We start from the raw sequence: 21,314 nt of genomic DNA on the forward strand, positions 1-21,314 counted from the left end.
AAGTCCCAGGTTCGGATGCGCGCAGCCCGGAAGCGCGGAGCTCCTCAGCGATCACCGGTTGACCCGCTCTTCCCCCGCTTCTGCGGCGGCACCCGTACGGACAGCCTTGCCGGCTGCGGCGTCGGTGAAGTCCTGGTCCGCCTGCAGTTCAGCCTGGAACGTAGCGAAACGGGCCTGGTGTGCGGGGCGGCGGCGGAGGACGAACCATGCTGCGCCCAGCAGGATGAACCACACCGGGGTGACCAGCAGGGCCACCAGGGTGTCCGGCTGGGTGGTGAGGGTCCAGATCACGAAGGCGAAGAAGGCGAAGACCACCCAGACCATGGCAACACCGCCGGGCATCTTGAACTTCGATGCTTCATGCAGGTGCGGCCGGCGGCGGCGGAAGGCGATGTAGCTGGCCAGGATGATGGACCAGACAAAGACGAAGCAGACGGCGGAGACGGTGGTGACCATATCAAAGGCCTTGCCCACGTCCTGGCCCGCGTACATGAGGACGACGCCGGACAGCAGCAGCACGCAGGAGAGGAACAGTGCGTTCTGGGGCACCTTGCGCCGGGACAGTTTGCCAAAGACGTCGGGGGCGTCGCCTTCCTGGGCAAGGCCGAAGACCATGCGGGAGGTCGAGTAGATGCCGGAGTTCGCGGAGGACATCGCGGAGCTCAGCACCACGAGGTTGACCACGGTGGCCGCGGCGCCCAGGCCTGCCAGGGAGAACATGGCGATGAAGGGGCTGTGGCCGGCCCTGAACTCGGTCCAGGGGGTGACGGCCATCAGGATGATGAGGGCCCCTACGTAGAAGAGGAGCACGCGGATGGGAATGGAGTTGATGGCCTTGGGCAGGTTCCGCTCCGGGTTCTTGGCCTCGGCCGCCGTGGTGCCCACCAGCTCGATGCCAACGAAGGCGAAGACGGCGATCTGGAAGCCGGCCACGAAGCCCATGAACTCGTTCGGGAAGAATCCGCCATGGCTCCACAGGTTGGTGAAGGTGGCAGGGCCGGCGTCGGACTGGAAACCGGTGAAGATCATGAACAGGCCAACGATGATCAGTGCGGCAATGGCAACGATCTTGATGAGTGCGAACCAGAACTCCGTCTCGCCGAACGCCTTCACCGTGGTGAGGTTCAGAAAAAGCAGGATGGCCACGGTGGCCAGGCCGGGAATCCACAGGGGCACCCCGGGCCACAGTTCACGGGAGTAGCCGGCGATGGCGATGACATCCGCGATGCCGGTGATGACCCAGCAGAACCAGTAGGTCCAGCCCGTAAAGAAGCCGGCCCACGGACCCAGCAGGTCGGCGGCAAAGTCGCTGAAGGACTTGTAGTTGAGGTTGCTGAGCAGCAGTTCACCCATGGCACGCATGACGAAGAACAGCATGAAGCCGATGATCATGTACACGAAGATCACTGAGGGGCCGGCCGCCGATATGGTCTTGCCGGAGCCCATGAACAGGCCGGTGCCGATTGCGCCGCCGATGGCGATCAGTTGGATGTGGCGGTTGCTGAGCTGCCGCTCCAAGTGCGGGGCTCCGCCGCCGGGGGACGTCGGGGAATGGGTCGTCATTGAGGAACTCCATCGTTCGAGCGGCACCCGGGGTGTCGCAAAGATTGGATTTCCTCCCCGCTCTGTCTGGGACCTGAGAGTTTCCACATGCCGGCATGGGCGTGCTTGCACCGTCGGTGAGCCAGGACAGGGCCCGGCTGCTTTCCAGAGTTGCCTCACCGCGGCGGTACGTGGGCCTGAGAGTTTCCTGGGGAGGGTTTGCTCCTACGGCGCCTGCTGAACGTACCGGCAGGGCTCTCCCGCCGCAGGTCAAAAGCGTTTGCTTGGTAAATCAGTGTTCAGTTGTCAGAGGGCATCCATCCCAGGCGCGGTAATGCGCAGAATGGACAGTGGGGCCTCCGGTGATCCCGGCCGGCGAACGGAGCGCCCAGCGTCTTTGGGCCAGTTCCGCTGTCCGGCCGGATCACGGGGTTCAGTGTGGCGTTCGTCACGAACAAAAGTCAAGCCCGGCGTTACGCCATCCACGTAACGCTCTTGAGCTCCAAGTCATGACGGACCGATTTGCTCCCCGCTTCGCTTTGCCTGTAACCTGTGAGCCGAATCACCCACATTTCAATAAGCCTTTCGAGCTGTGGCGGGAGAGTTCTCCCGGCCATCACCGGGCAGGCGCCGTAGGAGCAAATCCTCCCCAGGAATCTCTCAGGCCCATGTACCGTCACGGCGAGGCGACTCTGGAAAGCAGTGCTGCTCCGGCAGCACTCACCGACGGTGCAAGCAGGCCCTGATGGGTTTGCGGAATCTCTCAGGTCCAATACAGAGCGGGGAGGGACCCGATCCATGCCGCGCCACCCGTGGCCGGCCAAACCTGGAGTTCCTCATGACGATTCAATCCCTTCCGTCTGCCTTTGCAGACCGGCATATCGGTGCACGCCGCCAGGCTGACGTGGACACAATGCTCAAGGCCGTTGGCTACGACAGCGTTGATGGACTGGTGGACATCGCCGTTCCCAACTCAATCCGCCAGTCCAAGCCCCTTGCGCTCAAAGACGCGCTGAGCGAGGTTGAGGTCCTTGCGGAGCTGCGCAGGCTCGCCGCCAAGAACAAGACCGCCGTGCAGATGATCGGCCAGGGCTACTACGACACCATTACGCCCGCCGTCATCCGCCGGAATGTCCTGGAGGCCCCGGCCTGGTACACCGCCTACACCCCGTACCAGCCCGAGATTTCCCAGGGCCGGCTCGAGGCACTGCTGAATTTCCAGACCATGGTCCAGGACCTGGTGGGCCTGCCGATCGCCAACGCCTCGCTGCTGGATGAAGCCACGGCCGTGGCCGAGGCCGTGCTGATGATGCGCCGCGCCAACAAGAGCAAGGACGCCCGCGACGGCAAGACCGTCCTGGACGCAGACGTCCTGCCGCAGACCATCGCCATCGTCAAGGGCCGCGCCGAGGCGCTCGGCTTCGAGGTTGAGGTCGCCGACCTGTCCCAGGGACTCCCTGAAGGCGCGATCAACGGGATCGTGCTCCAGCAGCCCGGCGTCTCCGGCCGCGTCTTCAACCACGCCGGCGTCATTGCCGAGGCCAAGGAGCGCGGCGCGCTGGTCACGGTCGCCGCTGACCTGCTGGCATTGACCCTGATCACCCCTCCGGGCGAACAGGGTGCCGACATCGCCGTCGGCTCCACCCAGCGCTTCGGTGTCCCGCTGTTCTTCGGCGGCCCGCACGCCGCCTACATGGCCGTGGCCAAGGGCCTGGAGCGTTCCATGCCGGGCCGCCTGGTGGGCGTATCCAAGGACGACGCCGGCCTCCCGGCGTACCGCCTGGCGCTGCAGACCCGCGAGCAGCACATCCGCCGCGAAAAGGCGACATCCAACATCTGCACCGCGCAGGCCCTGCTGGCCATCGTCTCCTCCTTCTACGCCGTTTACCACGGCCCCGACGGGCTGAAGGCCATCGCCGAGCGCGTCCACAACAACGCCCGCGCCCTCGCCACCACGCTCCAGATCGCAGGCCGGGAACTGGCCGCCGAGGCGTTCTTCGATACGGTCACGGTCTCCGTCCCGGGCAAGGCCGCCAAGGTCATCACCGCTGCTGAAGCACGCGGCATCAACCTGCGCCACATCGACGCCGACACCATCGGCGTGTCCGTGGATGAAACCACGACGCCGGAAATCCTGTCCGCGATCGCCGTCGCCTTTGGAGCCGGCCCGGTAGTGGACGCTGAGGGCTTCGACCTGCCCGCAGAGGTGCTCCGCACCTCCGAGTACATGCAGCACCCGGTGTTCAACACCCACCGGTCCGAAACCCAGCTGCTGCGCTACATCCGCAGGCTGTCGGACCGGGACCTGGCGCTGGACCGCACCATGATCCCGCTGGGCTCGTGCACCATGAAGCTGAACGCCACCGCCGAGATGGAGGCCATCTCCTGGCCGGAGTTCGCCTCCATCCACCCCTTCGCCCCGGACTCCCAGACCGAAGGCTGGCGTGAACTGATCAGCGGCCTGGAAGCCGACCTTGCGGAAATCACCGGCTACGACCAGGTGTCGCTGCAGCCGAACGCCGGTTCCCAGGGCGAGCTCGCCGGCCTGCTGGCCATCCGCGGCTACCACCGCGCCAACGGCGATACCCAGCGCAACGTGTGCCTGATCCCCGCTTCCGCCCACGGCACCAACGCCGCCTCTGCTGTCCTGGCCGGCATGAAGGTCGTCGTCGTTGCCACGGCCGCGGACGGCACGATCGACCACGAGGACCTGTACGCGAAAATCGAGGCGAACAAGGACGTCCTCTCGGCGATCATGATCACCTACCCGTCCACCCACGGCGTGTACGACGCGGACGTGACCGAGATCTGCGAGGCTGTGCACGCTGCCGGTGGCCAGGTCTACGTTGACGGTGCCAACCTGAACGCCCTGGTGGGACTGGCCCAGCCCGGCAAGTTCGGCGGCGACGTCTCCCACCTGAACCTGCACAAGACCTTCTGCATCCCGCACGGCGGCGGCGGACCCGGCGTCGGACCTGTTGCGGCCAAGGCCCATCTGGCGCCGTTCATGCCCGGCGACGCCAACAAGGCAGCGCATGAGGAAGGCCACGGCGTGGCCATCAGCGCCTCGAACTTCGGTTCCGCCGGTGTCCTGCCGATCTCCTGGGCGTACGTGAAGCTCATGGGTGGCGAGGGCCTGACCGAGGCCACCAAGGCAGCCCTGCTCGCAGCGAACTATGTTGCCGTGCGCCTGAACGAGTACTTCCCGGTGCTGTACACCGGTGAAGGCGGGCTCGTGGCGCACGAATGCATCCTGGACCTGCGCGACCTGACCGCCAGGACCGGCGTCACGGCCGAGGATGTGGCCAAGCGCCTCATCGACTTCGGCTTCCACGCCCCGACCCTGGCGTTCCCGGTGGCAGGCACCCTGATGGTGGAGCCCACCGAGTCCGAGGACCTGGCCGAGATCGACCGCTTCATCGAAGCCATGATCACCATCCGCAAGGAAATCGACCAGGTGGCCAACGGGGACTTCTCTGTCCAGGACTCCCCGCTGCGCAACGCACCCCACACAGCGTCCGCCGTCGCGAACTCCGAATGGACCCGCCAGTACAGCCGCGAGCAGGCCGTCTTCCCCGTCCACCACCTCAAGCAGGACAAGTACTTCCCGCCGGTGGGCCGGATCGACGGCGCCGGTGGAGACCGGAACCTGATCTGCTCCTGCCCGCCGCTGTCCGAGTTCGAAAACTAAGGATCCCCCATGACTGAGAACTACACGGCTCTTTACGAAGAGCACAAGAAGCTTGGCGCCTCCTTCACCGACTTTGGTGGCTGGCAGATGCCGCTCAAATACAGCTCCGAACTGGCCGAGCACCACGCCGTCCGCAACGCTGCCGGCCTGTTCGACCTCTCCCACATGGGCGAAGTGTGGGTCACCGGACCGCAGGCCGGCGCCTTCCTGGACTACGCCCTGGTGGGCAAACTGTCCGCCATCGCGGACGGCAAGGCCAAGTACTCGCTGATCTGCAATGAAGACGGCGGCATCATCGACGACCTCATCACGTACCGTTTCGGCGATGAGAAGTACCTGGTGGTTCCCAACGCCGGCAACGCCCCCACCGTGGCGGCCGCACTCGCCGAACGCGCTGCCGCCTTCGACGTGACGGTGGAGGACGCTTCGGCGGCAACCTCGCTCGTCGCAGTCCAGGGACCCAAGGCCGAGGCCATCCTGCTCAAGCTCTCGGACGAGTCCCAGCACGCCTTGGTCACCGACCTGAAGTACTACGCGTTCAACGAAGTCACCGTGGCCGGCCACGATGTCATCCTGGCCCGCACCGGCTACACCGGTGAAGACGGCTTTGAACTCTTCCTCCCGAACGAAGGCGCCGCTTCCCTGTGGGAGTCCGTGGCCCAGGCCGGAGAAGAGTTCGGCATTGTCCCCTGCGGCCTCGCATCCCGCGATTCGCTTCGCCTTGAAGCGGGCATGCCGCTGTACGGCAACGAGCTCTCGCTGGAGCGTTCGCCGTTCGACGCCGGCCTTGGCCCCGTAGTTGCCCTCAAGTCCAAGGAAGGCGACTTCGTGGGACGGGCCGCACTCGAGGCAGCCAAGGAAGCCGGCCCCAAGCGCAAACTCGTTGGCCTGAAAGGGCACGGCCGCCGTGCCGGCCGTGGCGGCTACCCCGTCCTGAAAGACGGAAACGTGGTGGGCGAGGTGACCTCGGGCCAGCCGAGCCCCACCCTTGGCTACCCCGTGGCACTGGCCTACGTCGACGTCGAGCACGCTGAGCTGGGCACCGCACTGGACGTGGACCTGCGCGGCAAGGCCGAGCCCTTCGAAGTCGTCGCACTGCCCTTTTACAAGCGTCAGAAATAGCACCGGCGCTCCCGGATTTTTGAACCCCAAACTTAAGGAAACACACCATGGCTAAAGTTGCCGCTGAACTGAAGTACTCCGCCGAACACGAATGGATCGCCGCCGACGGCTCCGGCCCGTCCGTGGTGGGCGTGTCCGCCGTTGCCGCCGAGGCACTGGGCGACATCGTCTACGTGGACCTGCCCGAGGTTGGCGCCACGGTGACCGCAGGCGAGACCTGTGGCGAGATCGAGTCCACCAAGTCCGTCTCCGACCTGTACTCCCCCGTGACGGGCCAGGTCACGGAAGTCAACGACGAAGTCGTCAGCGACCCCGCCGTGATCAACAACGACCCCTACGGCGCCGGCTGGCTCTTCAAGGTCACCGTCACCGAAGAGGGCCCGCTGCTGTCCGCACAGGAATACGCCGAAGCAAACGGCGGCGAACTGTGAGCGGCGCTTCATCCGCCGCGGGCACCGTGGCCTTTGAACAGGTGGTCTCCCCCAGCCTGAACGCAGACCTCGCTGCCCTGGACCCCGAGATTGCAGCAAAGATCGACGACGAACTGGGCCGCCAGCGCGACGGCCTGGAAATGATCGCTTCCGAGAACCACACAGCCGCAGCGGTCATGCAGGCGCAGGGCTCGGTGCTGACCAATAAGTACGCCGAGGGCTACCCGGGCAAGCGGTACTACGGTGGCTGCGAGCACGTGGACGTCATCGAGCAGCTGGCCATCGACCGGGTCAAGGCCCTGTTCGGCGCCGGGTTCGCCAACGTCCAGCCGCACTCCGGCGCCCAGGCCAACGCCTCGGTGATGCACGCGCTCATCAAGCCCGGCGACACCATCATGGGACTGAACCTGGCCCACGGCGGCCACCTGACCCACGGCATGCGGATCAACTTCTCCGGCAAGCTCTACAACGTGGTCCCGTACCAGGTCCGCGAAGACACCCACACCATCGACATGGCAGAGGTGGAGCGGCTGGCCCAGGAGCACAAGCCGCAGCTCATCGTGGCCGGCTGGTCAGCCTACGCGCGCCAGCTGGACTTCGCCGAGTTCCGCCGCATCGCCGATTCCGTGGGCGCCTACCTCATGGTGGACATGGCACACTTCGCCGGGCTGGTGGCCGCCGGCCTGCACCCCTCGCCGGTCCCGCACGCCCACGTGGTCACCTCCACCACGCACAAGACCCTCGCCGGCCCGCGCGGCGGCATCATCCTCTCCAACGACCCCGACGTCGCGAAAAAGATCAACTCCGCCGTCTTCCCGGGCCAGCAGGGCGGGCCGCTGGAGCACGTCATCGCCGGCAAGGCCGTGGCTTTCAAGATCGCGGCGTCCGAGGAATTTAGGGAGCGGCAGGAGCGCGTCCTGGCCGGCGCCCGTATCCTGGCCGAGCGCCTGGTCCAGCCGGACGTCACCGCCAGGGGCATCAGCGTGGTGTCCGGCGGCACCGACGTGCACCTGGTCCTGGTGGACCTGCGCAACTGCGAACTCGATGGCCAGCAGGGAGAAGACCGACTGGCTGCAATCGACATCACCGTCAACCGCAACGCGGTCCCCTTCGACCCGCGTCCGCCAATGGTCACGTCCGGCCTGCGCATCGGCACCCCGGCCCTGGCCACCCGTGGCTTCGGCGAGGACGCCTTCCGCGAGGTTGCGGACATCATCGCCGAGGCATTGATTGCCGACGCCGGCGCGGACCTTTCCGGGCTGCGTCACCGCGTCGAGGCACTCGCCGCAGCCCACCCGCTCTACCCGGGCGTGGCACCACTGTCCTGATCTCCGGTTGCTACCGGGACCGGCGGACCGGACATTTTCACGCCTGCGTTGGGCCCACGCCGTCAGGGTTCCCTGGCCGACCTTGCGAGGCTAGGGAGACGGTGGGGAGCAGGCTTTCGAAAAGTCCGGCTCCGCCGGCCCCTCGTGCGCATGTCTCCTGGTGACGTGCCCGCGGAGTGGGTGGGGCATCCGGCAGCGTGCGTCTAAGGGAGCGTCACGTCCGCTCAGCGGGCGTCTTCGCGACCGAGCCCGCAGAGGATGTCCTGCCCGCTCCATCCCGACCACTTGTATTAGTTAGGAACCACGCACATGGCTGTTGGTGTCTTTGACCTTTTTTCGATCGGTATTGGCCCTTCGTCTTCTCATACTGTGGGGCCGATGCGGGCTGCTGCCGTGTTTGCTGAGGAGTTGAAGGCCTCGGGGAAGCTGGCGGACGTCTCCTCGCTGCGGGTGGATTTGTATGGGTCGCTGGCCGCGACGGGGCATGGGCATGGGACGATGACCGCGATCCTGTTGGGGTTGGAGGGGTTCCATCCGGAACTGATCCTGCCCGAGGAGGTGGAGGAGCGGCTGGCTTCGATCGCGGAGACCGGGATCCTGAACCTGGCCGGTGCGGTGGCGCTGCCCTACGGGGTGGGCGACATGGTGTTGCGGCCGTTGACGGTGCTGCCGCGGCACACGAACGGGATGACGTTCACCGTCACCGACGCGGCCGGGGATGTGGTGCACGCGGCGACGTTCTTCTCGGTCGGTGGCGGGTTCATCGTCCGCGAGGGTGAAGAGGACGCCGCGCAGCAGGAACTGGACGCGTCCAAGGAGGTGCTGCCGCTGCCGTTCCGGACCGCGGCGGAGCTGCTGGAGCACTGCGCGGTGACCGGGCTGGGCATCGCGGACGTGATGTTCGTGAACGAGAAGGCCTCCCGGTCCGAGGAGGAGATCCGGGCCGGGCTGGGGCATATCTGGTCGGTGATGGAGAACTGCGTGGCCACCTCGCTCAAGCGTGAAGGGGTGCTGCCGGGCGGGTTGAAGGTCCGCCGCCGCGCCCCGGACNCGCCAGTGCTCCCGCTCCCGCCCCGGTGCCCCAGCCGTTTGCCCTCAACCTGTACCGGGAGGGGGACTTCGTTCCGCAGTACACCTTCGATTGGTGCGTGGCCGCGAGCATCCAGATGGCGCACAACCTGATTGACGACACCGGCGGCGGCACCTGGGCTGACCGCGCGCAGCAGAACGAACTGTGGGAGAGGGCCCGCGCCCACTCTTCGGACTCGTTCAACGGTGCCAATCCCTTTGGCTGGGCGCAGGTGCTGACGGAGGCGGGGATGGGGCCGTACGCCGTCGTGAGCGTTCCGGGCTATGAAGAAGCGGTGCGGACGGCGGCGCGTGCCATCACGGAGACGGGCAGGCCGGTGGGCCTGGTGATGTGGAGTGGCCGCCATGCCTGGGTGATGAGCGGATTCGAATCGGTGGGCGATCCGCGCCAGTTCCCCGATTTTTCAGTGACCGGCATCCGCGTCCTCGATCCGCTCTACCCCTACGGCAGTGGCCAGTGGGGCCCGTCGCCGGCGCCCAATGCCCTGCTGACGCCGGAGCAGTTGGCCACGCAGTTCGTAGTCCGCGAGCCGAGGCGCTGGAGCAGCGGCCTGGCCGCCGGCTACCTCCTGGTGCTTCCCACTGCCGCGTAGCCGGGCCGCATCCAACCTGCCATCCAGCCCGGCTGCCATCCACCCCGGCCGCCATCCAACCCGGCTGCCGCGAAACCCTGGAAACGCCAAAACATCCCCGGCACGGAAAACCGCGCCGGGGATGTTTGCAGTAAAGCCGGGGACTAGTGGGTCAGGTCCTTGCCCTTGGTTTCGGGAATCGTGAACACGAACGCTGCGCTGACCGCCAGGAGCAGCACTGCGTAGATGTTGAACACCTGTGGCGCCCCGAGCGAGGAGCCCAGCCACTGCTGCAGGTAGGGGGCGGTGCCGCCGAACACCGCCACGCAGATGGAGTAGGGCACGCCCACGCCCACCGTGCGGATGGAGGTGGGGAACAGCTCGGCGTACACGGCCGGAACAATGGCGGCGCTCGCAGCCACGAAGACCAGCATCACGGACATGCTCACGGCCAGCTGCCAGGCGGAGTCTTTCAGCAGCCAGGTCATGGGGAAGTGCAGCACCGCGGAGCCGATTGCGCCGGCCCACAGGACCTTCTTGCGGCCGATGCGGTCCGAGAGCTTTCCCCACACGGGCAGGGCGGCGATGAAGACGATGTTGGCGATCACGCCCGCCCACAGCGCCTCGCCGCGGTCGATCTTCAGTGCGGTGGTGGCGTAGCTGGGCGCCACCACGCCCCAGATGTAGTAGATCACCGTCAGGCCCACGGTCAGGCCGATGACCTGCATGGCCTGCTTGCGGTAGCGGACAATCTGCGGCCAGATGGGAGCGCGCTTGGCGGTGACGGCCTCGTCCTGGAATGCCTCGGTCTCGTGCAGGCGTGACCGCATGATCAACGCGTACAGGCCCATGGCGGCACCGATCAGGAAAGGGATCCGCCAGCCCCAGGCATTCATCGCCTCGGTGCTCAGCGCCATGTTCAGGACGGCGCCCAGCAGCGTTCCGAAGAGGATGCCCACAGTACCTGAGGTGTAGATGAGGGTGGCCCAGAAGCCGCGGTGTTCCTTGGGTGCCATCTCGGACAGGTACGTCTGCGAGGACGGCAGCTCGCCGCCGTGTGCCAGGCCCTGCACCAGGCGGGCCACCAGCAGCATGAGCGAAGCGAAAGCACCGACGCTGGCGAACGTGGGGGCGATGCCGATCAGCAGGCTGCCCAGCGAGGCGAGGCCGACGGCGAACGTCATCGAGGTCTTCCGGCCCACCCGGTCGCCGATCCAGCCGAAGAGGAAGCCGCCGAAGGGCCGGGCTACGAAGCCGACCGCAAAGATCGCCAGGGTGGACAGCACCGCCGACGCCGGGTCCTCCTTGCTGAACAGCTGGCTGGCGATGAAGGGAGTAAACGTGGCGTAGATGGCCCAGTCGTACCACTCAACGGCATTGCCGATGCCGGTGCCGACGATGGTCTTGGCGGTGGACATGCGTCCAGTCTGGGGCTTGGTTACTGCAACGGACATGGTCTTCTTCCTGGTCGGTTGGTCTGCGGGAAAGGGCAGCGGCGCTGCTGCCGGGTACGGGAGGGGAAACTTAGGCGGTCCGCGAGAGCGTGGCCAGCCGCGAAATGGCGAGTTCCGCGTAGAGTGCGGCCCCGTCCGCCAGCACGGCATCATCGAACGTGGCATACGGGGAGTGGTTGAACGGCGACGCGTCGGGGTCGCCCCCCGGGGACACGGCGCTGAGGCCCACAAACGTGCCGGGTACCTCGGCCAGTACGCGGGAGAAGTCCTCCGAGCCGCTGAGCGGGGTGGCCCAGCGCGAGAGGCGGCGCTCGCCGAAAAGCTCGGTGATCACTTTTTCGGCGGTGTGTGTTTCGTCTTCGTTGGTGATGGTGAGCGGGTATTCCTGCAGGTAGTCGACAGCGACCGCCACCCCGTGTGCGGCGGCGATCCCCTTGAGCAGGCGTGGCACGGCGTCCATCATCTTCAGGCGGGATGCTTCCGAGAAGGTCCGGATGGTTGCTTCGATGCGCGCAGATTCCGGGATGATGTTCCGCTTGGTCCCCGCGTGCAGCACGCCCACGGACAGGACTACGGGATCGAACATGTTGAACTGGCGGGTGACCATGACCTGCAGGGCTGTCACCATTTCTGCTGCCACGGTGACCGGATCCTTCGCGGAATGCGGTGCCGAACCATGGCCGCCGGCGCCGAGCACCGTGACTTCCAGGCCGTCCGACGCGCTGAGCATGACGCCGGGCTTGGTGCAAAAGGTGCCGTGCGGCTCCAGCGAGGAAAACACGTGCATGCCGTACGCTGCCTGGACGCGTGGACCAGCGGCGTCCAGGACGCCCTCCCGGATCATGTAGCTGGCCCCGTCGCAGCCTTCCTCGCCAGGCTGGAACATGAGGACGACGTCGCCCTGGAGTTGGTGCCTCTTCTCGGCCAGGAGGGTGGCGGCTCCGGCGAGCATGGAGGTGTGCAGGTCGTGGCCGCAGGCGTGCATGGCGCCGTCAGCCTGGGATGTGAAGTGGACCCCGGTCTTCTCCTGGACGGGCAGCCCGTCCATGTCTGCACGGAGGAGGACCGCGGGACGCTGCCCGGCGGGATCAGAGTTGCCGCCACGCAGGACTGCGGTGACCGACGTCGTCTCCTTGCCCAGGGTGATCTCGAAGGGGAGGCCGTCCAGCGCCTCCAAAACCTTCTCCTGGGTGCGCGGAAGGTGGAGCCCGATTTCCGGCTGCCGGTGCAGGTCGTGGCGCAGGCGGACCAGGTCATCCTGCAGGTCCTTGGCGTCGGCGGTTATGGTCACGTGTTACTCCTTGGCATGGGCATCAGGGCTTGGGGACTATTCTGAAGTGGCGTGGTTCACAATCAAGGAAAGCGCTGGAATTATTCTGCAAGTGCCTGATGGCGTCAGGATTCATGCAAGGTGAAGGAGGCGTGGGTGGAGCTCAGCGAGGATGACCTTGCCCTGATCCAAGTGCTGCAGGCTGCGCCGAGGCTTGGCTGGGCTGACGCCGCCAAGGTGCTGGACGTCCATGCGACTACCCTCGCGGCCCGCTGGGACAGGCTGGCTTCGCAGGGCGCTGCGTGGACGACGGCGCACCTGGCGGGTGACCCCAAGCAGATGCTCCTGGCGTATGTGGCCGTTGACTGCGAAATGAACCGGCGGGACAGCGTCACGGCGCAGCTGGCCGCTGTGCCGGAGATCGTGACGGTGGAGGAAGCGGCCAGCAACCGGGACCTGATGCTGACTGTCATTACCCGCTCGCTGGAGGAATTCAGCGACCGGGTGGTCTCGCACCTGAAAACCATCGACGGGCTGACCAAGTACCAGGTGGCCCTGTGCACACGGCTGCACAGCAGCGGCGACGACTGGCGGTTGAATGTCCTGAGCCGTTCCCAGCTGGCCACCCTGCGGACCCTCGCACCGCAGGCAAGCCCGGAGCCGGCGCAGGTGGCCGGGCAGCTTCCGCAAAGCCACCTTGACCTGCTGCCGTTCCTGGCCCGGGATGGCCGTGCCACAGCTGCCCAGATTGCCCGCGCCCTTGGCCGCCATCCCGCCACCGTGCAGCGCCAGCTGAACCGTGTGCTGGCCAGCGGCATCCTGTCGTTCCGCTGCGAAATCGCGCAGCGCTACTCATCGTTCCCGGTGACCTGCCAATGGTTCGTGAACGTACCGGCCGGCCAGCACGAGGCAGCCGCAGCAGAGATCCGCACCATCAGCAACGTGCGGCTGAGCGCCTCCACCACCGGACCCACCAACTTCGTGATCATCATGTGGCTGCACACGCTGGCAGACGTCATGTCCGCTGAACTGGCGCTGCAGCAGAAGGTGCCCGGCATCGACATTGTGGAGAGCGCGGTGATGCTGCGGACGGTCAAGCGGGTGGGCTGGATGCTGAAGGAAGATACGACGGCGAGTGGCGCCGTCGTCCATGCCGGAAACCTGGGCGCCGCAGACTGAAACGGACAGATCGTAACGGGGAGGAGCCAGGGACGCTGCCCCTGGCTCCCCGCTAAGGGGAAGAAGAGTTCTACTTCCCGTCGCGGTGGACTTCCACTACGGCGCTCTTCTCCCATGGGGTCCAGTCGGACCAGTGTCCGCCGTGGTTCTGCACGCGGAACGAGACCAGCTGGTAGACCTCTTCTGCGCCCCTGCGGTCGAGGTTAGGCACACGGTCAATGCTGGAAAGGATCCTCGCGCCGTCGTGGCGATCAAACTGCTCGGTGAAGACTGTGCGGCCGAGGAAGTCGTCACTGCTGCGCGGACCGGGGTCGTCTTCGTAGCGCAACTGGCGGATCTCGACGGTCTTTTCGCCGTTGCAGTCCACTTTGATCCTGAAATCGACCTTGTTGCCCCGGAGATCCTTGGGATCCTTTGGGTCGACGGTACAGCCGTTGCGGCTTGTTTCCGCGTTGGCGGGTGCGGCCAACGCGAGGAAACCTCCGAACAGGCCCAGTGAGAGGACCGGAACCATGGCCAGCCTTGCCCGGGTTGGCCTCTTAATTCGAGTGTTGGACATATCTTGTTGCTCCTCAAAGGATGCGATTCACCTTTGCGGGCAGCCTTAAGCCGCCGGAATTGAGCACATTTTCAATAAACCGTTGTGGTGGCAGGAGCCTGCCCGTCCCGTTTCAAACAGCGCGCCCCGCAGTGCGGGTGGCTTCGACTCCGGATCCTTCTGTTCGCTGATCCGGTGTTTAAAAATATCCTCCCCTCTGCGCAGCTGCGCTAGGGGCAACCGCACCCTGCTTGGAGCTGGGCGCCGCTTGTGCCGGGGCTGGCCTTTGTGCTCCTTCCCGGCGTTCGCCGCAGGCGGCAGACTGTCCCTATGACTTTTGCGAATGTGGGAATGCTGGGAACCAAGCCCGGCCAGCGCGATGCCCTGGTGGCCATCCTGCTCCGGCCGAAACCCGGGATGAAGGAAGCCGGGTGCCTGCTGTATGAGGTGGGAATTAATGCCGATATGCCGGACACCGTGTTCGTCTCGGAACTGTGGGAGTCTGCCGAAGCGCACCAGGCATCGCTGCAGTTGGACAGCACGCAGGCCGCGATCGCCGAGGCGAAGCCGCTGCTGTCCGGTGAAATGGGAGGCCACCGGTTCACGGTGCTGGGGTCCCCGCTTCGGTAGCTGCCGCCAAAAGCGAAATACCTCCTTCCCAGGACGGGTATTCAGCGGCGAGTGGATTGCGGTAATCGGGGTAAGGGAGGACACATGAAACCGTTGCCCGCACTTGAGCTTGTCACCCGTTTCGAGGATGCCGAGTGCCTTGACCCACTGGCCAAGAGCGTCCGGAAAATCGTCCTGAAGGTCATCAAACCGCGCTGGGCCCGTGATGTCCTCCACGGCGTTCCCATCGGCCACCCGGTGCATCCCCTTGCTGTCCAGGTGCCCATCGGTGCCTGGCTCTCCGCAGGAGTACTCGACGCGGTCCCGGGCGGAGAAAAAGCTGCCCGGCTGCTTATAGGGGTGGGCACTGCCAGCGTGATTCCGTCTGCGCTGGCCGGATTCACCGATTGGTCCCAGCTTCATCCGCAGCAGCAGAGGGTGGGCCTGGTGCACGCCGCGGCCAACGTCACCGCCACAGGCCTCTACATCGCGTCGCTGGTGCAGCGGTCAACTGGCAGCCAGGGAAGCGGCAAGGTGCTTGCATATCTTGGACTGGCCACCGTCAGCGCCGGCGGCTTCCTGGGCGGCCACCTTTCGTACCGCCAGGCTGCGGGCGTGAACCACAGCGAGGAAATCCCGCACCGCTTCCCGTCCGGCTGGCAGCCGTTGGCGCCGTTGGCGGAGCTGCCCGAGGGCGGCCTGCACAAGCGCGAAGTGGCCGGCATCCCGTTGCTGGTACACCGTGAGGGCGGAACGGTCAACGTACTCTCCGACGTCTGCAGCCACCTCTCCGGTCCGCTTCACGAGGGCAAGATCAAAGACCACGACGGCGACCCGTGCGTCGTCTGCCCCTGGCACCGGAGCACATTCTCATTGCGCACCGGTGAAGTGAAAGCCGGCCCGGCAACTTCGCGGCAGCCACTTTTCGAAACGCGGGTGACCGGGGAACTCGTGGAGGTGCGCCTGCCCGGGGCTGACGGCTAGAAAGGCCGTTAGGCCCTGTTGGGTTGGCAAGGGCGGCGAAAAACTGGGTGCATGGCGACGTCAAGGAGAATCCAGGCGAGGTGAGTCCAGGGGCGGTGAGCGATCTTCGCGAGGACATCGCAGTCCTCTACAAGGGGCGGAAGGGATCCGTCGATTTCGTTGACGTTCCTCCGCTGCTCTTCGCCATGGTCCGGGGCCAGGGGGACCCCGACGGACCTGCATTCGCGGAAGCAGTCCAGGCGCTCTTTACCATCAGCTACGCCGCGCACTTCGGGCTCAAGAAGCGGGCTGGTTTGATCACGAAAGTAATGCCGCTGGAAGCACTGTGGTGGTTCGACGAGCCTGGGCACGCTGACCCCGACGAGCCCGTAACAGCAGGCTTCGGCGGCCTTTCAGGAGTCGACCGGGAATCATGGCGATGGCAGGCCATGATGGTTCAGCCCGAACCAATCGACGAAGCCCTGCTGGAGCGGGCCAGGGAGGAGTCCCGGGCCAAGGAACTTCCGGCACTGGACCTGCTCCAGTTCGAGCGTTGGGAAGAGGGCCGCTGCGCCCAGACCCTCCATGTCGGTCCTTACGCCGACGAAGGCGCCACAATCGCCCGCCTCGACGCAGCGGTGGTGGAGGCCGGGCTGAAGGTCCGCGGCAGGCACCACGAAATCTACCTCGGCGATCCCCGCCGCAGCGCACCTGACAAGCTGCGAACGCTGATTCGCCACCCGGTGGTGTAAAAGACTGATGACGCGTGTAACCGAACCGCGGGAGATTGCTTCCGGCGTGCTGTTGATGACCTCCGGTGCAGGTCCAATGGCCGCAAACCTCTACCTTGTGCGCTCGGGTACCACCTGGGCGATGGTGGACTGTGGCTGGGCCGGCAGCGCGGAGCCGGTCCGGCGCGCTGTGGAGCAAGAGTTGGGGAATAGCATCACGCCCGATGCCATCCTGCTGACCCACATCCATCCGGACCACTCCGGCGCTGCCGGTGCCCTGGCCCGGACGTGGGAGGTGCCGGTGTACGTTCACCAAGCAGAGCTGCCCATGGCCGCCGGGAAATACATCCCCGAGTTTTCAATGCCGCTGGACCGCTGGATCATCGCCCCGCTCCTGTGGTCGTTGCCCGCCCGCACCCGCCGCAGGATCGAAGCGTCCGGTGACATCACTGACGTCGCCCGCAGCCTGCCCCGCGATGGAGGAATACCAGGGCTGCCAGGGTGGGCGGCCATCCCCACGCCCGGCCATACCCCGGGACATGTTGCCTATTGGCGCGCCGGCGACGGCGTCCTGCTCACCGGGGATGCGGTGGTGACGGTGGGTTTGAATTCCATCCGCGGCATCCTCTCAGGCGTACCGGACCTGTCCGGGCCACCCAGGTACACCACCTGGAACTGGGAGCAATCCATGGACTCCATCACACGCCTCGCAGGTCTGGGTCCCCGGTTGCTGGCGCCGGGCCATGGGCAGCCGCTTGCTCTTGGGGCCGTTCCGCGGCTGCGGGCCCTCACTATGAAGGAGCGCACGCAACGGATGAGGCTCCGTGGCCGCGCTGCGGGATCCCCCGAGGCTGCCTAGCCGGTTCGCTGGCTGTCCGGGATGTGCCAAGGGAGGCATCAGGCGCGCCCTGCGGTTCCTCACCCGGTTCCTACACGGCAAGGCGCTCCAACAGGGCTTCCTCCAAGAGGCTTCGCTCCGTTGGCATGAGCCTTTGCCGCCCTTGCGGCCAGTTTCCTGGTGGCCAGTGGGTTGGTTCGGGGTCGGGGTGTTCTGGGTTGTAGTGCCTGCCTGTGGGTGAGGTCCAGCCGGGTGGTTCCTTGCTCGTGGCCGGGTCTGGTGTCCATCTGGTGTGGTGTTTGAGCCGGTGGTGTTTGGGGCAGAGTTGGGCCAGGTTGCTGACGTTGGTGGTGCCGCCGTGTTGCCACGCTTGTAGGTGGTCGGTTTCGTTGTCGGGGGTGCGGTTGGTGCAGCCGGGGAAGGTGCATTTGGCATCGCGCAGCCTTATCCAGCGTTTGATGGTTTCGGTGAGCCGGTAGTTTTTCCGGCCGATCTCCAGTGGTGCCCCGTCGCGGGGGTCGATCAGGACCCGGTAGAACGAGTCCGCCCCGTCGGCGACGAGTTTGCGGGCCATGGACGCCGGGATCGGGCCGAAACCATCCAGTACGGCGGGTTCGTCGGTCGCTCCGAGGAGGGCGAACACGGGCACGGTGACCAGGACGTCGGCCCGCGGGGTGGGGACCTTCCCGACCTTCGTGGATTTCCCGGTCTGTGTGGTGTTCCCAGCCCCCAGCAGCAGCGATGCGGCGATGTCGGGGCGGAGTTGGGTGAGGGTGCGGGGTTCGTCTGGTCCCTGGAGTCCGCGCGCGGTGGCCGTGGTGCGGTTCCAGATGGCGCAGGCGGTGTCCCCGGGGAGGTAGAGGGAGACCCAGGCCATGCCGTCCTTGTCGGGGGTGTATTCCATCCGCCGGTCGGCTACCCCTTTTACATGGCGTTTCTCGATCGATTCCGGATGGTGGCGTTCCCGCCAGCCACGGACCTTGGCCCGGAACCGTGACGGTACGAGGTCTCCGGGGGTGGCGCCGCGGGCGGGGCGGGGTGCGTCAGGGTCGAAGAAATGCGCCACCAGCGACGCCGCGCCGTCAGTGGTGAGGCCCTCGGTTTCGTCGGCGACAATCCGGGCGTGCTGCCAGGACATCGCGCCCGCGGCCAGGGCGTTCATGGCGTGCGGCAGGGAGCAGATCCGGCGTGACTGCTCCACCAAAGCGCCCGCGGCTGTGGAGCTGATGGTCAGGACTCCGGCGATCTCCTCCACCACCGACATGTCAGCGTAAGTGCGGTCCTGGATCGAGGCGTCCGGCGGGGTCATCGCGTGCTGGAACTCCACTGCCTCAGCGGCGTCGCGTGCTTTCGTCGCAGCGATCTGCGCCTCCAGCCGAGCCATAAGCTCCGGCCGCTCCAACCGGATCTCATACCGCCGCCGCAAAACATCCGTACCGGCACCAATATCCACACCGGCACCAGCATGAGCCCCGGCAGCAAGGAAAGAGTCCTCACGGTTCAGCGCATCAAGGGCGGCCACGGAGGCATGAACACCCTTCAAAGCCAACCCAGCACCACCGCCGATTCCCATAAGGACATCATTCAACGGGGGTCCGACATTCAAAGGGCACCCGAAGTCAGGCCGGCACTGCAGGCGGTAGCGGTCAACCCGAGGAGGTTACCCACGCGCCTTTCCGCAGCACGCGGGCCAGCTTCAAATCCTGGTCAAGCACCAACACGTCCGCAGGCATCCCGGGTCGGAGATCCCCGGCCTGCGCCGAGAGCCCCAGCACGGACGCCGGAACAGCCGACGCCGAGGTTACGGCGTCGCGCAGGGAAACACCCGCGGCCACAGTAGTCCGGAGGACCTCCAGCAGCGTGCTGGTGCCACCCGCAATGGCACCAGTGGCATCCACCCGTGCCACGCCTTGGTCCACCGTGACGGAAAGGGACCCCAGCCGGTACTGGCCGTCGTCCAAGCCGGTTGCAGCCATCGAGTCGGTAACGAGGGCGATATTGTCCGCACCAACAAGAGCAAAGACCAACTGCACCGTTTCGGGCGCCACATGTACACCGTCGGCTATCAGTTCCACCACCGCTTCTCCTGCCCGTGCCGCGCTGAGGCATGCCGCGACGGGTCCGGGGGAGCGATGGTGCAGTGGAGGCATGGCGTTGAACAGGTGGGTAACCGTCGGCCGCCGCCGCCCCATGGAATGCCCGCCAGCGACTAAACCGCCCGCTGCGCGCTTAAGGAAAGCCGCCGCCGTCGGATGATCCGCAGCCGTGTGTCCCAAGGACGGGATGATGCCGCGCGCCGCGAGGAGATCCACAAGTTCGAACGCTCCGGAAAGCTCGGCCGCCAGGGTCATGGAAACCATTGATTCCCCGGCAGCACCAAGGAATCCGGACACCAGGCCCGGATCGGGATCCAACAGCAGCGCAGTGTCATGGGCGCCGCACTGCTCCGTTGAAAGGAATGGACCCTCGAGATGCGAACCGGCAATGAGGCCCTCACCAGCCAGCCCCCGAAGAGCGGAAAGGTTGCGGACAAGCTGTCCGGGCTGCCCCGTGACGATGCTGGCCAGAAGCGTAGTTGTGCCGCGGCTGTGAAGATAGCGGGCGGCGTGGCGGGCACCGTCAGCGTTGCCCTCCGAGAAGTCAGAGCCATGTGCCCCGTGACAGTGCAGGTCGACCAGGCCCGGCAGGAGAAACCCCGGTGCCGCGGCCTGATCCGGAAGAACCCCGGGAAATTCCGCCGCCGGCCCAGCAAAGGTGACCACGCCGCCGTCGACCGCTACAACGCCGTCCGGCACATCCAGGGTCGCCGAAACAATGTGCCCGCGGAGGATGAGCTCACTGTTCACGGTCCACTCGCCTCCCGCCACGGATTATTCCACAACGGCCCCGCGGGCATCCGGCACAAATCCTGCGAGCGGCACTATCCGGCAAACTTCCCCCGTGCCGTTATTTCCCCGTGCCAATGGGAACCTCTACAGTGAAAGTGATAAGCATGCTGTCTATTTTGGAGGGTGAACCTGATGCGAAAAGTTTCTGCGCTTGGAGTAATGGCTGCGGCGATGCTGGCATTGGCCGGCTGCTCGGGCGGGGGCGGCGGTACGGCCACCCCGTCCAGTTCGGCGACCGCGTCGCCGTCCGCCAGCCCGACCGCGGACGCCAAGGTGTACTCGGAGGATCAGCTCCGTGACCTGATCTCGGGCATGAAGGACGCCGACGGCAATGAGCTCAAGCTGTACTCCAAGGAGCAGGTTGACCAGGGCGGAAATATCGCCAACCTGCTCATGAGCACGGCAACCATCGACCCCAAGGACTGCAAGGACATTGCCACGGCCGGCCTGTTGGACAAGGTGGAAAACGGTGACGTTGCCGTAGCACTTTCGGACGGTAACCAGCCGCGCAGCCTGTCGGCCCAGTCCGGCAGCGACGGCCCCGACGCCGTAAAGACCCTGAACGACATCAGCGGCAAGATGGACCAGTGCGCCAAGTTCTCGGTCTCCGCACTGGGGCAGAAATACGACGTGTCCAGCAAGGAACTGAAGGCGGACACCGACGCGGACAAGACCTTCGCCACCGTCAGCACCCGCAGCGGTGACAACCAGCAGAAGCTGATGCAGGTTTCCGCCGCGCAGGGGCGCCTGCTGGTGGTAGCCACGAAGAGCGGCACCGACCTGGGCGACAAGGACCAGAAGGAACTTGAAGGCCTCATCAATGACGTGTTGAAGAAGGCCGACGGCGCGGGCGCCACTTCCAGCCCGTCCTCCACCAGTTCGTCGGGTTCCATGGGCACGTCCTCGCCGAGTGGCTCGGCTTCGTCGACCGCCTCGTCCACCTCTTCGGCGACGATGTCATCGGGCAGTGGCGCCTCGTCGTCGGCCTCCCCGACTGCGTCGCGGTAGCCGCAACCCTACAGCGCGGAGGCGGGCCAGGATTGCAAAGTCCTGGCCCGTCCTGCGCGCC

The 21,314-nt window shown here is 66.0% G+C and carries 17 protein-coding genes, 1 pseudogene and 2 riboswitches; of the genes and pseudogenes, 12 read left to right on the forward strand and 6 right to left on the reverse strand.

Going from position 1 to position 21,314, the window contains the following annotated elements; genetic code table 11:
• Window positions 1-51 precede the first annotated feature (51 nt).
• Window positions 52-1,563 (reverse strand): D-serine/D-alanine/glycine transporter, encoded by a 1,512-nt coding sequence (gene cycA, locus BACI349Y_RS03065; RefSeq protein WP_159630348.1) that lies wholly within the window; start codon window positions 1,561-1,563, stop codon window positions 52-54.
• A gap of 154 nt (window positions 1,564-1,717) precedes the next feature.
• Window positions 1,718-1,815, reverse strand: a riboswitch (glycine riboswitch).
• A gap of 313 nt (window positions 1,816-2,128) precedes the next feature.
• A riboswitch (glycine riboswitch) is annotated at window positions 2,129-2,228 on the forward strand.
• Window positions 2,229-2,380: 152 nt separating this feature from the next.
• On the opposite strand from cycA, the gene gcvP reads away from it, so the two are divergent.
• From gcvP to BACI349Y_RS03095, 6 genes and pseudogenes are all read left to right on the forward strand, one after another.
• Window positions 2,381-5,233, forward strand: coding sequence for an aminomethyl-transferring glycine dehydrogenase (gcvP, locus tag BACI349Y_RS03070; protein ID WP_159630350.1), 2,853 nt, complete (start codon window positions 2,381-2,383; stop codon window positions 5,231-5,233).
• Window positions 5,234-5,242: 9 nt separating this feature from the next.
• The gene (gcvT, locus tag BACI349Y_RS03075) at window positions 5,243-6,355 is read left to right on the forward strand and encodes a glycine cleavage system aminomethyltransferase GcvT (RefSeq protein WP_159630352.1); all 1,113 of its coding nucleotides are present in this window, start codon (window positions 5,243-5,245) and stop codon (window positions 6,353-6,355) included.
• A gap of 47 nt (window positions 6,356-6,402) precedes the next feature.
• Entirely contained in the window at window positions 6,403-6,786 is a 384-nt protein-coding gene (gcvH, locus tag BACI349Y_RS03080; RefSeq protein WP_159630354.1) for a glycine cleavage system protein GcvH, read from the forward strand.
• Entirely contained in the window at window positions 6,783-8,114 is a 1,332-nt protein-coding gene (gene glyA / locus BACI349Y_RS03085) for a serine hydroxymethyltransferase (RefSeq protein WP_328699836.1), read from the forward strand. The genes gcvH and glyA overlap by 4 nt, the downstream gene beginning before the upstream one ends.
• A 309-nt stretch (window positions 8,115-8,423) precedes the next feature.
• Window positions 8,424-9,164, forward strand: a 741-nt coding sequence (locus BACI349Y_RS03090; protein ID WP_236560700.1) for a serine dehydratase beta chain, incomplete at its 3' end; no start/stop codon positions are given.
• A 1-nt stretch (window position 9,165) separates the two neighbouring features.
• Window positions 9,166-9,796, forward strand: a pseudogene (locus tag BACI349Y_RS03095) (hypothetical protein); the annotation flags it as partial.
• A 143-nt stretch (window positions 9,797-9,939) separates the two neighbouring features.
• Here BACI349Y_RS03095 and BACI349Y_RS03100 read toward each other — a convergent pair.
• Window positions 9,940-11,193 (reverse strand): MFS transporter, encoded by a 1,254-nt coding sequence (locus BACI349Y_RS03100; RefSeq protein WP_370871798.1) that lies wholly within the window; start codon window positions 11,191-11,193, stop codon window positions 9,940-9,942.
• 106 nt (window positions 11,194-11,299) lie between these two features.
• Window positions 11,300-12,520, reverse strand: coding sequence for a M20 metallopeptidase family protein (locus tag BACI349Y_RS03105; protein WP_159630360.1), 1,221 nt, complete (start codon window positions 12,518-12,520; stop codon window positions 11,300-11,302).
• 135 nt (window positions 12,521-12,655) lie between these two features.
• On the opposite strand from BACI349Y_RS03105, the gene BACI349Y_RS03110 reads away from it, so the two are divergent.
• The gene (locus tag BACI349Y_RS03110) at window positions 12,656-13,678 is read left to right on the forward strand and encodes an Lrp/AsnC family transcriptional regulator (RefSeq protein ID WP_159630362.1); all 1,023 of its coding nucleotides are present in this window, start codon (window positions 12,656-12,658) and stop codon (window positions 13,676-13,678) included.
• Between the two features lie 70 nt (window positions 13,679-13,748).
• Here BACI349Y_RS03110 and BACI349Y_RS03115 read toward each other — a convergent pair whose 3' ends face one another.
• Window positions 13,749-14,237: a hypothetical protein gene (locus BACI349Y_RS03115; RefSeq protein ID WP_159630364.1), complete on the reverse strand. Its 489-nt coding sequence runs from the start codon at window positions 14,235-14,237 to the stop codon at window positions 13,749-13,751.
• A 309-nt stretch (window positions 14,238-14,546) separates the two neighbouring features.
• Here BACI349Y_RS03115 and BACI349Y_RS03120 point away from each other — a divergent pair, with 309 nt between their 5' ends.
• The 4 genes from BACI349Y_RS03120 to BACI349Y_RS03135 all read left to right on the forward strand — a co-directional run bounded on the left by BACI349Y_RS03120 (window position 14,547) and on the right by BACI349Y_RS03135 (window position 17,378).
• Window positions 14,547-14,846, forward strand: a complete 300-nt coding sequence (locus tag BACI349Y_RS03120; protein WP_159630366.1) for a putative quinol monooxygenase — start codon at window positions 14,547-14,549, stop codon at window positions 14,844-14,846.
• 84 nt (window positions 14,847-14,930) lie between these two features.
• Window positions 14,931-15,809 carry a Rieske 2Fe-2S domain-containing protein gene (locus tag BACI349Y_RS03125; protein WP_159630368.1) on the forward strand — a complete coding sequence of 293 codons (879 nt, stop codon included), beginning with the start codon at window positions 14,931-14,933 and terminating at the stop codon, window positions 15,807-15,809.
• A gap of 95 nt (window positions 15,810-15,904) precedes the next feature.
• Window positions 15,905-16,540 carry a GyrI-like domain-containing protein gene (locus tag BACI349Y_RS03130; RefSeq protein WP_236560701.1) on the forward strand — a complete coding sequence of 212 codons (636 nt, stop codon included), beginning with the start codon at window positions 15,905-15,907 and terminating at the stop codon, window positions 16,538-16,540.
• Between the two features lie 76 nt (window positions 16,541-16,616).
• Window positions 16,617-17,378, forward strand: coding sequence for an MBL fold metallo-hydrolase (locus BACI349Y_RS03135; RefSeq protein WP_442858423.1), 762 nt, complete (start codon window positions 16,617-16,619; stop codon window positions 17,376-17,378).
• 70 nt (window positions 17,379-17,448) lie between these two features.
• Here the strand turns inward: BACI349Y_RS03135 and BACI349Y_RS03140 are convergent, their stop codons facing one another.
• A complete protein-coding gene (locus tag BACI349Y_RS03140) occupies window positions 17,449-18,741 on the reverse strand; it encodes an HNH endonuclease signature motif containing protein (RefSeq protein WP_159630374.1) in 1,293 nt (430 codons plus the stop codon).
• Between the two features lie 262 nt (window positions 18,742-19,003).
• The gene (locus BACI349Y_RS03145; RefSeq protein ID WP_159630376.1) at window positions 19,004-20,203 is read right to left on the reverse strand and encodes an N-acetylglucosamine-6-phosphate deacetylase; all 1,200 of its coding nucleotides are present in this window, start codon (window positions 20,201-20,203) and stop codon (window positions 19,004-19,006) included.
• Between the two features lie 174 nt (window positions 20,204-20,377).
• Between BACI349Y_RS03145 and BACI349Y_RS03150 the strand changes: the two genes are divergently transcribed.
• The gene (locus BACI349Y_RS03150) at window positions 20,378-21,253 is read left to right on the forward strand and encodes a hypothetical protein (protein ID WP_236560704.1); all 876 of its coding nucleotides are present in this window, start codon (window positions 20,378-20,380) and stop codon (window positions 21,251-21,253) included.
• Window positions 21,254-21,314: the final 61 nt, after the last annotated feature.

The organism is Arthrobacter sp. 8AJ, assembly GCF_902506025.1.
In the GTDB taxonomy this organism is placed as follows: domain Bacteria; phylum Actinomycetota; class Actinomycetes; order Actinomycetales; family Micrococcaceae; genus Arthrobacter.